General features: G+C 66.8%; 9 protein-coding genes. 3 read left to right on the forward strand and 6 right to left on the reverse strand.

Features of this window, described 5'->3' with window-relative positions:
* The first annotated feature begins 76 nt into the window (after positions 1–76).
* Both OH705_RS02735 and OH705_RS02740 read left to right on the forward strand, forming a co-directional pair.
* Positions 77–976: a LysR family transcriptional regulator gene (locus OH705_RS02735; RefSeq protein WP_267300882.1), complete on the forward strand. Its 900-nt coding sequence runs from the start codon at positions 77–79 to the stop codon at positions 974–976.
* Between the two features lie 107 nt (positions 977–1,083).
* Positions 1,084–2,280 (forward strand): MFS transporter, encoded by a 1,197-nt coding sequence (locus OH705_RS02740; protein ID WP_267300884.1) that lies wholly within the window; start codon positions 1,084–1,086, stop codon positions 2,278–2,280.
* Between the two features lie 10 nt (positions 2,281–2,290).
* Here the strand turns inward: OH705_RS02740 and OH705_RS02745 are convergent, their stop codons facing one another.
* Entirely contained in the window at positions 2,291–2,902 is a 612-nt protein-coding gene (locus OH705_RS02745; RefSeq protein ID WP_267300886.1) for a LysE family translocator, read from the reverse strand.
* 98 nt (positions 2,903–3,000) lie between these two features.
* Here OH705_RS02745 and OH705_RS02750 point away from each other — a divergent pair, with 98 nt between their 5' ends.
* Positions 3,001–4,002, forward strand: a complete 1,002-nt coding sequence (locus OH705_RS02750) for a GlxA family transcriptional regulator (RefSeq protein WP_267300887.1) — start codon at positions 3,001–3,003, stop codon at positions 4,000–4,002.
* 44 nt (positions 4,003–4,046) lie between these two features.
* On the opposite strand, the gene OH705_RS02755 is transcribed toward OH705_RS02750, so the two are convergent.
* The 5 genes from OH705_RS02755 to metH form a co-directional block, all read right to left on the reverse strand.
* Complete coding sequence (locus OH705_RS02755) at positions 4,047–4,901, reverse strand: CAP domain-containing protein (RefSeq protein ID WP_038705966.1); 855 nt, start codon at positions 4,899–4,901, stop codon at positions 4,047–4,049.
* Between the two features lie 516 nt (positions 4,902–5,417).
* On the reverse strand, positions 5,418–6,572 hold the full coding sequence (locus OH705_RS02760; RefSeq protein WP_038705967.1) for a cysteine desulfurase family protein: 1,155 nt from the start codon (positions 6,570–6,572) through the stop codon (positions 5,418–5,420).
* 159 nt (positions 6,573–6,731) lie between these two features.
* Positions 6,732–7,211 carry a DUF2269 family protein gene (locus OH705_RS02765; protein WP_038705968.1) on the reverse strand — a complete coding sequence of 160 codons (480 nt, stop codon included), beginning with the start codon at positions 7,209–7,211 and terminating at the stop codon, positions 6,732–6,734.
* 1 nt (position 7,212) lies between these two features.
* Complete coding sequence (locus tag OH705_RS02770; protein ID WP_263158331.1) at positions 7,213–8,325, reverse strand: saccharopine dehydrogenase family protein; 1,113 nt, start codon at positions 8,323–8,325, stop codon at positions 7,213–7,215.
* A gap of 78 nt (positions 8,326–8,403) precedes the next feature.
* Entirely contained in the window at positions 8,404–12,111 is a 3,708-nt protein-coding gene (gene metH / locus OH705_RS02775) for a methionine synthase (protein WP_267300888.1), read from the reverse strand.
* Between the last annotated feature and the right edge of the window lie 100 nt (positions 12,112–12,211).

Consider the following 12,211-nt stretch of genomic DNA (forward strand, 5'->3'; position numbering starts at 1 on the left):
GGGACGGCTCGCGAGAGGTTGATTGCAGAGGGGCAATTGTAGGAAGGTTTTGGCTTTTGCCCCACGGAAAACCACGATGGACAAGCTGCTGGCGATCAAGGTGTTCATGGCCACCGCCGAGACCGGGGGCTTTTCCGCCACCGCGCGCCGACTGGGGGTGGCGACGTCTTCGGTGACCCGCCAGGTCGATGCCCTCGAACAGGCGCTCGGGGCCAGCCTGCTCAACCGCTCCACCCGTCAGGTCAGCCTGACCGAGGCCGGCGCCAGCTACTACCAGCGCGCCCGCGAGATCCTCGAGGCGTTGGCCGAAGCCGACGCCAGCGTCGCCGACCGTGGCGAGGAGCCGGTGGGGGTGCTGCGCCTGTGTCTGCCGGTGGAGTTCGGCCGGCGGGTGATTGCTCCGCACCTGGGGACGTTTCTCGCCCGTCACCCGGCCCTGGAGCTGGACATCGACCTCAGCGACCGCTTCGACGACCTGCTCGACGGGCGCTACGACCTGACCATTCGCCTGGGCGAACCGGCGCCCGGCGATGAACTGGTGTGCCGGCCGCTGGGCCGCTTCGAGCGTTGGCTGGTGGCAAGCCCCGCGTACCTGCGCCAGCACCCGCCGCTCGGTGAACCGCGACAACTGGCCGATCACGCCTGCCTGCGTTTTCGTTACGGCCAGTCGGCGCGGCCCTGGCGCCTGACCCAGGGCGAGCAATGCCTGGAACTGGACACCAGCGGCCCGCTGCGCAGCGCCAATGCCGACCTGCTGCGCGAGGCCGCGATCGCTGGCAGCGGGGTGGCGCTGCTGGCCGACTGGCTGGTGCGTGAGGATGTCGAGGCCGGACGCCTGCAACGGCTGTTCGCCGACTGGACGGTGAGTCCGGGCAATGCCAGCGCCAGCATCAACGCCTTGTACTTGCCCAATCACCGTGGTTCGCGACGGGTGATGGCGTTCGTTGCCTTCTGTGAGGGGCTGCTGGCGGACTGAGGCGTTGCGTGCCGCGCAAAGGCCTGTTGCGCGGGCGATGGATTCTCGCCGGGGCGAATGTCCGTCACCCTTCGCGCACATCCTTTCGCAAGCCGAGGTACCCTCGAATGAATCCCTCCCTCGCCGTTGCCCAGCCAGCGGTCCCATGCCTGAGCCGGGCGCTGGTGACGTTGCTGGCCTTCTGCTGCGGCGCCATCGTCGCCAACATCTACTACGCCCAACCCATCGTCGGCCTGATCGCCCCGGATGTTGGCCTGTCCACCGAGCGGGCCGGCCTGATCGTGTCCCTGACCCAGATCGGCTACGCCCTGGGCCTGTTGTTCCTGGTGCCGCTGGCCGACCTGCTGGAGAACCGCCGGCTGATGGTCGCCACGGCGGTGCTGGCCGCCGGTAGCCTGTTGCTGGCCGGCACCAGCGGCCATGGGCAGGGCGAGGTGTTCCTGCTGTACGCACTGCTGATCGGCTTCAGTTCGGTGGCGGTGCAGATGCTGATACCGCTGGCGGCGCATCTGGCGCCGGAGCGCGAGCGTGGCAGGGTGGTCGGCAACATCATGGGTGGGTTGCTGCTGGGGATCCTCCTGGCGCGTCCACTGGCAAGCCTGGTGGCGGATCATTTCGGCTGGCGTGCTGTGTTCGTCGGTGCCGCCGGGTTGATGCTGGCGATCATCCTGCTGCTGGCGTCGACCCTGCCGCGCCGAGTCCCCGAGCACAAGGCCAGCTATGCCGGGTTGATGGCCTCATTGCTGGTGCTGTTGCGCCGTTATCCGGTGTTGCGCCAGCGGGCGTTGTACCAGGCGCTGATGTTCGCGGCGTTCAGCCTGTACTGGACGGCGGTGCCGCTGGCGCTGGCCGCTGAACATGACCTGTCGCAGAGCCAGATCGCGCTGTTCGCTCTGGTCGGGGCGGTGGGCGCGGTGGCGGCGCCGTTGGCCGGGCGGCTGGCCGATGCCGGACATGGACGGCGCGCTTCGTTGCTGGCGATGAGCCTGGCGCCGCTGGCAATGCTCGGCGGCCTGAGTAGCACGGGCATGAGCGTGATCGGCCTGGGGCTGACCGGGGTGCTGCTGGATTTTGCCGTGCAGATGAACCTGGTCATCGGCCAGCGCGAGGTGTACGCGCTGGATCCGGCCAGCCGTGGCCGCTTGAATGCCCTGTACATGACCAGCATCTTCCTCGGCGGCGCCGTGGGCTCGGCGCTGGCCAGCGGGGTGTATGCGCAGTTCGGCTGGCAGGGGGTGGCGCTGTTGGGGGCGGGATTGCCGGCGGTGGCGCTGGTGGTGTTCCTGATCGTTTCCCGGCGCTGATCCGGGGGGTTTATCGTCCCAGCGGCAGGGCCACGCCGATCAGCGCAAACAGGCCGCCACAAGCGCGGTTGAACCCCCGGCCACCCTTGGCAAGCCATGGCCGGATGCGAAATGCCAGGCGCGCCAGCAGGTACTCCACCAGGCACTCGACACTGGCGAAGGTCGCCGTCATCACTACGAACTGCAGCAGCAGGCCGCGCTGCGGGTCGATGAATTGCGGCAGGAACGCGCCATAGAACAACAGCACCTTGGGGTTGGCCAGCGCCGACAGGCAGCCCTGGCGGAACAGCCCGGCATTGCCCAGCGCGGTACTGCTGCGGGGCAACTCGAGGTGCAGCGCCGGGGTGCGCCACAGCTGGATCCCCAGCCAGACCAGATAGGCCCCGCCCACCCACTTGAGCACCGTCAGCACCGAGGCCGAGGCCTGCAGCAGGGCGCTCAGGCCGAACATGGTCAGGGCGATCAGGGCGCTGAAACCGAACACCCCGCCGCAGATGGTGAACAGCGTGCGCCGGGCGCCGTACAGCGCGCCATGGGTCAGGGCCAACAGGCTGTTGGGGCCTGGGGTCAGTGACAAGCCGATGCTGGCGAGCAGGTAGATGAGCCAGGTGTCGAGTGCCATGGGTGTGCCTTGTCGGTAGTGAGGGCGCCAGTGTAGGACAGGGTTGCGCGAATCCAGGGTAGTATTCGGACAACTGATGGTCACATTCGGACATTGCCATGGCACCCGACCTGCGCCTGCTGATCCTGCCGCTGCCGGAATTCGCCTTGCTGCCCTTCGGCGCCTTCCTCGACAAGCTGCGCTTTTCCGCCGACGACGAGGACTACAGCCGCCAGCGCTACTGCCGCTGGACCGTGATCGGCCTCGACCTGGCGCCTGTGCCTTGCAGTAGCGGGGCCATGGTGCAGGTGGAGGCGACGCCTGCGCAGGTCGATTGGAGCGCCTACGACCATCTGGTGCTGTTCGGCGGGCGCAATGCCAGCGCCACGGCAGCCTTGGCGCCGCGCTACCGGGCCTTGCTGAAACAGGCGGCCAAGGCGGGGGTGAAGCTGGTCTGCGTCGACAACGCGGCCTTCCTGCTGGCGGCCTGTGGCCTGTTGGACGGTCATCAGGTGGTGGTGCACTGGCGTCATGAGGCGGAGTTTCGCGTGGCGTTTCCCCGTGTGCGACTGCTGACCGGGCAGTTGTATTGCTTCGACGGCAGCCGTATCACCTGCGCTGGCGGCACGGCGGCCATCGACCTGGCGGTGGAGCTGATCGCCCGCGCCAGCGGCCGTGCCCGGGCGCTCAAGGGCCTGGCCGACATGCTGGTGGATGAAAGCCGCGACAGTCGCCATGCCTTGCGCTCGCTGGAGGCCGGCGCCGGGGAGCGGCGCCAGGTGCAACGGGCCACGGCGCTGATGCGCCATCACCTGGCGGCGCGGCTGCCGGTGGAGGCGCTGGCGGCGGAGCTGGGGATCAGCCGGCGCCAGCTCGACCGCCAGTTCCAGGCCTGCCATGGCATGAGCGCCAAGGCCTGGTGGCAGGAGCTGCGCCTGCAGCAGGCGCGCTGGCGGTTGCTCAACTCCAGCCACAGCCTGGCGCAGATCGCCGATGAAGTGGGCATGGGCGATGCCAGTTACCTGGGCAGGTGGGTGCGGCGGCGCTTCGGTTGTACGGCACTGGTGTTGCGCAAGTCCGAACTGGACTCATCGCGGGGCAAGCCCGCTCCCACGGTCTGACCCGCAGATCACAGTGGTGTGGGAGTGGGCTTCGGGATGTGGGTTTACTGTGGCGTACCGAACAATCCCGTCCAGTAGATCCCAGCGTCGCTCTTCGGGTCCACCGCATATGCCGCCCCCAGTTCGCTGAAGTCCGCGTTCATCAGCGTGGCGCAGTGCCCGGGGCTGGCCAGCCAGCCGTCGACCACCTTGCGCGCGGTATCGCGCCCAGCAGCGATGTTCTCGCCGATCTGCCGGTACAGGTAGCCGGCCAGTTCCGCGCGGTCGCCCGGGGTGCGGCCGTCGCGGTCGATATGGTCGAAGAAGTTCTGGTTGGCCATGGCCCGGGTGTGGTTGGCGGCCACGCCGGCCAGGGTTGCGTTCCAGGCAAGCGCGGGGGCGGCGGGGTAGGGCTGGCCGCCGCACTGGCGCGGCAGGTTGCGTGCGGCGTTGATCTCCTGCAACAGCTTCTGCCCTTCGGCCTGCCAGTCGCCCAGGCGCCCGCTGAGCAGCGGGCGGGCCAGGACGATGCGCCAGTCGCGGCCCTCCTGGCTGACCCCGATATCGACGAACTGCGGGTCGAGTACCACCTGGCAGAAGCTCTCCTCGATGGCTTTCATCGCCGCCTTGGCATCCCGTGGGCCGGATAGACTGATGGCTTGCACGTTGACCATCGGGTATGCCGCGCGGGTCATGGCTTGCTGCAGGTCGCGGGTGCCCTCCGGCGAAAGGGCCAGGCGCGTGTCGCTGTTGAGCGGCGGCAGCTCCAGCGAGGCCTCGCCGCCACAGCGCTGGGCCTGGCTGCGGTAGACGTTGATCGTATCGATCAGTTGCGCCTCTTCGCCGGCATACGCCGGTGTGCCGGTCGCGGCAAGCAGGCCCAGCGTCAGGCCGAGGCAGGCAACGGATGGGACGCGCATGTGGATCTCCCTGTAACTGGCAGCGTCTGGATCTGCGCTGCCCATCCTACACAAGCGCAAGGCATTTGGCCCGGCCCTGTGCGGTGTGAAAAACCAAGCCTGGGTAAACCATTGCAGGCGGCAAAAGAGGGGATAGACCGCTGGTTGGCAATAAAGTGCGGTTCATTGGTAATAATTCGCACTATCGGCTAGAAACACTACTCAGTCACCTCGGACGTTCCAGGCGGGCCTTGGCCATCGCCCGGGAGCGGTCCGTGGCACGTGCCTGTCCGTATCAGTCGACCCTCCTTGCACTGTGCTGTTCCGTTGTCGTCAAGGCGTATGGTACAGACGGCGCCATCACGCTGGATGCCACCGCCTCAACGGGCCAACGTGGAGAACCTGAGGGACAAGAACGAATGTGCGTCCGCCAGGGGCGGGTGCCTGATCCGCAATTGGTCAGAGGGATGCCTGTGGATTATTGCGGAGCAAGCGGCAGCGGCGCGCTAGCGGCGCCAATCCGGCCTGCGGCGCGCCCTACCAGAGGGCCACTGCCGCCGCGCCAATCACCCGGCCAAACACCGCCAGCGCCGTGTCCACGTCCTCTTCGCGGGTGTAGCGCCCGACGCTCAGGCGCACGCTGTTGCGCGCCTGGCGCTCGTCGAGGCCGAGGGCCAGCAGCACGTGGGACGCCGCATTGCTCGCCGAGTTGCACGCCGAAGTGCTCGACAGCGCCAGCTCGCCCGCCAGGGCCAGGCTGTTGAAACCCTTGGCATCGATGCACAGGTTGAGGGTATGGGGAATGCGATGCTCCGCGCAGCCGTTGAGCGTGACCCCGGGCATTGCCAGCAGGCCGTCGCGCAAGCGCCGGGCGAGTTGCTCCAGGCGCTGGTACTCCGCCGCGCCGGGCTGGCCGGCCAGGGCGAAGGCACTGCCCATGCCGACGATCTGGTGGGTGGCCAGGGTGCCAGAGCGCAAGCCGCGCTCATGGCCGCCGCCGTGCATCTGCGCACGCATCGCCGGGCGGGCGCGAGGGCCGACGTAGAGGGCACCGATGCCCTTGGGGCCGTAGACCTTGTGCGCCGAGAACGACATCAGGTCGACCGCGTGCTGCGCCAGGTCGATCCGAACCTTGCCCACTGCCTGCGCCGCGTCCACGTGCAGAAGCGCACCGTGCTCGCGGACGGTTGCACCGATGGCGGCAAAGTCGGTCACCGTGCCCAGTTCGTTGTTCACCGCCATCAGCGACACCAGGCGTGTGTCCGGACGCAGCGCGGCCTGGACCGCTTCGGGCTGGATCAACCCTCGAGCATCCGGGGCCAGGCGGGTCACTGCCCAGCCCAGGCGCTCCAGCTCGGCGGCGGTGTCGAGGATGGCCTTGTGCTCGATCTGGCTGGTGATCACATGCCCCGGCTGCGCGCAGCCCTGGGCGATGCCCTTGAGCGCGAGGTTGTTGGATTCGGTTGCGCCGGAGGTCCAGACCAGCTCGTCGGGCTGCGCGCCAACCTGCTCGGCCACCTGCTGGCGGGCATGCTCGACGGCTTCGCGGGCCGCCTGGCCGTGGAAATGGCCGCTTGAGGCGGGGTTACCGAAGTTCGCCTCACGGCCCAGGCAGGTGAGCATGGCGGCGATGACCTGGTCATCGACCGGTGTGGTGGCGGCGTAATCGAAGTAGAGCGGGGTGCGGGGCATGATCGTGGGCGGGTCCGTGGGTGGACGCCGCCTGTCGGCATCCATGGACTCATGCTAGGGAAATGGTGATATGAATGTTTTCCAATTTTGCCAACTTGCGGGGATTTCGGGAAAAACTTCTACTAGATTTTTGCTTGGAGGTAGAAAATTTTTTGTGTATCAAAGCCACTGCCATGGCGCCTGCTTGGTGACCATCACCAGCACGATCAGGAACATCCCGGTGAACCCCGCCACCCCCATCCACAGCCACGGACGGTACATCTGCTGGTAGTCCTCGCCCAGCGCCGTGCCGTTGCCGGCTGCCTGGGCGGCGAGGCGCTGCATGCGCGCCTGCAACAGCAGCACTGGCAGCCACAAGGCGCCGACCGCAAAGAAGATCAGCAGCGCGGCGCGCAGCCAGTCGGCGGACCAGGGCATGCCGGTCATGCTGACCATGGCGTAGCCGGTCAGCAGCTGCAGCACGCCCGCCGGGGTGGTAATCCAGGCGTCGAAGCGCACCACCATCCGCGCCACCGCGGCGATCACCCGCGGGTCGCCGCTGCGGTTGGCGGCGATCAGGTACAGGTACGAGCCCATGCCGAAGCCGAAGAGAAACACTGCGGCGATGATGTGCAGGTACTTGAGCAGCAGGTAGCTCATCTCAGCCTCGTCCGTGCTGGAAACTGACGCTGTAGCGCACCTTGTCCGGCTCACCGATGGCCGCCAGGTACCGTTCGACGCTGATCTCGCCGACGCAGGGGCGGGCGCCCGGTTCAGGCTGGTAGCCTTCGACGACCCTGGCCATCAGCGCCACTGCCGCGCAGCTGGGGATCTCCGGGCCCTTGTCGTCGCTGGCGCTGACCTGGGCCTGCAGGCGCAGTGGCTGGCCTTGCAGGTCCAGGCCGCGAACGTCGAGGTACATCGCGCTCTTGCCATCGCCCCAGCGTTCGAAACGGCTGCCCAGCCGATGCAGGCGTCGCGCCCAGGGTAGCGGGTCGCGCACCAGGCCGTACTTGACCAGCAACGCCAGCGCGGCATTGGCCAGGCCGCCGAGCATCAGCCCGGAGCCGGCCTTGAACGCCAGGTCACGGGCGCCGTAGCGTGTGGCGAAGATGTCCATGTCCGGCACGTCGACGTCGTTCAGCAGGCGCCAGCCGAGCCCGGGCAGATGGCGCAGCTGCAGGCCGAGCCAGCCGTCCACGTTGCACGGGCGGCCGTCGCGCCACTGGCGGATCGGCCTGCCGGCATAGGCCAGCACGCCTTCGATGGTAGACAGGCCGGGCATCTTCGCCGAGGAAGAAATGCCGTGCTCGATGCGGTCGATACGGCTGAAGTGATGGCGCTGCTCGTCGAGAATCGCGGACGACAGGCTCGGCACCGAACTGCAGCCACTGAGCAGGGTGACCTGGGCTTGGCGGGCACGATCGTTCAGTTGGGCGATGCCATTGACGAACAGCCGGCAGTCGGACAGGTCGCAGTAGTGCGCACCGGCCTCGATGCAGGCCTCGGCCACGCGGTAGGGCTGGCCCTGGAACGGGCCGCCGGTGTGGATCACCCAGTCGATGCGCAGCGCGCGCAGGGCATCGGCAAAGCCGGGGGCCATCGCATCGCCGCACCAGCTTTCGCTGCCGTTCAACTGTGCAGCCAGTTGCGAGAGGCTGTCGGCATTGCGGCCGGCGATCACCAGTTGCACGGCGGGCATCTGGTTCAGGTGGCGGCAGATGATACGGCCGAAGTTGCCGTAGGCGCCGATCACCAGGATTCGGGGAGACATGCTGGGGTCCTTGTGCATGTGTCGGGGGAACTCGGGGCCGCCCTGCGGCCCATCGCCGGCAAGGCAGCCCCGGAGGGGTCAGGCGTCGTAGCCGAGGTTCGGCGCCAGCCAGCGCTCGGTCACGGCAATGTCCTGGCCCTTGCGCGCGCTGTACTGTTCGATCTGGTCCTTGTCGACCTTGCCCACGGCGAAGTACTGCGCCTGCGGGTGGGCGAAGTACCAGCCGCTGACTGCCGCCGCCGGGAACATGGCGAAGTGCTCGGTGAGGAACACGCCGCTGGGGCCGGTCTCGCCAATCGCGCTGCCGTCGAGCAGGCGGAACAGGGTTTCCTTCTCGGTGTGGTCCGGGCACGCCGGGTAGCCAGGCGCCGGGCGGATACCACTGTACTGCTCCTTGATCAGCGCCTCGTTGTCCAGGTGTTCGTCCTTGGCATAGCCCCAGTGCTCCTTGCGCACCTGCTCGTGCAGCCACTCGGCGCAGGCCTCGGCCAGGCGGTCGGCCAGGGCCTTGACCATGATCGAGCTGTAGTCGTCGCCCTTGTCCTGGTAGGCCTTGGCCACTTCCTCGGCGCCGATGCCGGCGGTGGTGATGAAGCCGCCGACATAGTCGGTCACGCCGCTGGCCTTGGGCGCGACGAAGTCGGCCAGCGACCAGTTCGGCTTGCCGTCGGGCTTGATGGTCTGCTGGCGCAGGTGGTGCAGGGTGGCCAGGGTCTCGCCGGCGTCGCCGTACACCTCGATATCGTCATCGGCCACCTGGTTGGCCGGCCAGAAGCCGAACACCGCGCGGGCGCTGATCAGTTGCTCGTCGATCAGCTTGTCGAGCATCTCGCGGGCGTCCTTGTACAGCGCCGTGGCGGCCTCGCCGACCACTTCGTCGGTGAGGATGCGCGGGAACTTGCCGGCCAGGTCCCAGGAGATGAAGAACGGCGTCCAGTCGATGTACTCGGCCAGGGTGCGCAGGTCGATGTTCTCCAGCACCTTGACGCCTGTGAAGCTGGGCACCGCGGCCTGGTAGGTGGCCCAATCGTACTGCGGTTTGGCGGCGATGGCCTGGGCGTAGCTCAGGCGCTCGGTGCGGGCGCTGCGGTTGGCGGTGCGCTCGCGCACCTCGACGTATTCCTGGCGGGTCTTCTCGACGAAACCGCTCTTGAGTTCCTTGGACAGCAGTTGCGTGGCCACGCCCACCGCGCGCGAGGCGTCGGTGACGTAGATCACCGCATCGTTGGAGTACTTGGGTTCGATCTTCACCGCCGTGTGCGCCTTGGAGGTGGTCGCGCCGCCGATCATCAGCGGCAGGTGGAAGTCCTGGCGCTGCATTTCGCGGGCAACATGGACCATCTCGTCCAACGACGGGGTGATCAGCCCGGACAGGCCGATGATGTCGCACTTCTGCTCGCGGGCGGTCTGCAGGATCTTCTCGGCCGGGACCATCACGCCCATGTCGACGATGTCATAGCCGTTGCAACCGAGCACCACGCCGACGATGTTCTTGCCGATGTCGTGCACGTCGCCTTTGACCGTGGCCATGAGGATCTTGCCCTTGGCTTCGGGTTTGTCGCCTTTCTCGGCTTCGATGAACGGGATCAGGTGGGCCACGGCCTGTTTCATCACGCGGGCGGACTTCACCACCTGGGGCAGGAACATCTTGCCGGCGCCGAACAGGTCGCCGACCACGTTCATGCCGCTCATCAGCGGGCCTTCGATGACCTCGATGGGGCGCGCCGATTGCTGGCGGCACTCTTCGGTATCTTCGACGATATAGGCGGTGATGCCCTTGACCAGCGCATGCTCCAGGCGCTTGTCGACCGGCATAGAGCGCCATTCTTCGTTCTCGACTTCCTTGGTGGCGCCGCCGCCCTTGTAGTCATCGGCGATGGCCAGCAGGGCGTCGGTGCCATGCGCGGTGCGGTTGAGCACCACGTCCTCGACCTTTTCGCGCAGGGCGGCGGGGATCTCGTCGTAGATCTCCAGCTGGCCGGCGTTGACGATACCCATGGTCAGGCCGTTCTTGATCGCGTGGTAGAGGAACACCGAGTGGATGGCCTCGCGCACCGGGTTGTTGCCGCGGAACGAGAACGACACGTTGGACACGCCGCCCGAAGTCAGGGCATAGGGCAGGTGGTCGCGGATGTAGGCGCAGGCCTCGATGAAGTCGACGGCGTAGTTGTTGTGCTCCTCGATGCCGGTGGCGACGGCGAAGATGTTCGGGTCGAAGATGATGTCTTCCGGCGGGAAGCCGACTTCGTTGACCAGGATGTCGTAGCTGCGCTGGCAGATCTCGCGCTTGCGCGCGGCGGTGTCGGCCTGGCCGACCTCGTCGAAGGCCATCACCACCACGGCGGCGCCGTAGCGCTTGCACAGGCGGGCGTGGTGCTTGAACTGCTCGACGCCTTCCTTCATCGAAATCGAGTTGACGATACCCTTGCCCTGGATGCACTTCAGGCCCGCCTCGATCACCTCCCACTTGGAGGAGTCGATCATGATCGGCACCCGGGAGATATCCGGCTCGCCGGCGATCAGGTTGAGGAAGCGGACCATGGCGGCCTGGGAGTCGAGCATCCCTTCGTCCATGTTGATGTCGATCACCTGGGCGCCGGCTTCGACCTGCTGCAGGGCGACTTCCAGCGCCTCGGTGTAGTTTTCCTCGCGGATCAGCCGGGCGAACTTGGCGGAGCCGGTGATGTTGGTGCGCTCGCCGACGTTGACGAACAGCGACTGGCGATCGATGGTGAACGGCTCAAGGCCCGACAGGCGGCAGGCCTTGGGGATGTCCGGGATCGTCCGTGGCTTGTACTTGGCTACGGCCTCGGCGATGGCCTGGATGTGCGGCGGGGTGGTGCCGCAGCAGCCGCCGATAATGTTGAGGAAACCGCTGGCGGCAAACTCCTCGACAACCGCAGCCATCTCGGCCGGGGTCTCGTCGTATTCGCCGAAGGCGTTGGGCAGGCCGGCGTTGGGGTGGGCGGACACGTGGGTGTCGGCCTTGGTCGAGAGTTCTTCCAGGTACGGACGCAGGTCCTTGGCACCGAGGGCGCAGTTCAGGCCCACGGAAATCGGGTTGGCGTGGCGAACCGAGTTCCAGAACGCTTCGGTGGTCTGGCCCGACAGGGTGCGCCCGGAGGCGTCGGTGATGGTGCCGGAGATCATGATCGGCAGTTCCACCTGGTCTTCCTCGAACACTTGCTGCACGGCGAAGATCGCCGCCTTGGCGTTGAGGGTGTCGAAGATGGTCTCGATCAGGATCAGGTCGGCGCCGCCCTCGATCAGGCCGCGGGTGGCCTCGGTGTAGTTCTCCACCAACTCGTCGAAGGTGACGTTGCGGTAGCCGGGGTCGTTGACGTCCGGGGAGATCGAACAGGTGCGGCTGGTAGGGCCGAGCACGCCGGCGACGAAGCGTGGCTTGTCCGGGGTTTCCAGGGTCTTGGCGTCGGCCACCTGGCGGGCGATACGCGCGCCCTCGACGTTGAGCTCGTAAACCAGCGCTTCCATGCCGTAGTCGGCCTGGGATATCTGCGTGGCGTTGAACGTGTTGGTCTCGAGGATATCGGCGCCGGCGTCCAGGTAGGCTTTCTCGATCGCGGCGATCACATCGGGGCGGCTGAGCAGCAAAAGATCGTTGTTGCCTTTGACATCGCTTGGCCAATCGGCAAAGCGCGTGCCACGATAGTCGTGTTCCTCGAGGCGGTAACTCTGGATCATAGTACCCATGCCGCCGTCGAGGATCAGGATGCGCTCTTTGAGTGCGTTCTGGAGTGCTTGTAAACGAGCGCTGCGGTCGGACATAGGACTACCTGGTCGGGCAAATAACAGAAGGTGCCGAATAATAACAAAGCTGCACGGATTTTAGGCGCATCGCCCATTCGCATGAATTTCCCTCATGTTA

Origin of the sequence: Pseudomonas sp. BJa3, from assembly GCF_026343815.1 — a bacterium.
Lineage (GTDB): Bacteria > Pseudomonadota > Gammaproteobacteria > Pseudomonadales > Pseudomonadaceae > Aquipseudomonas > Aquipseudomonas soli.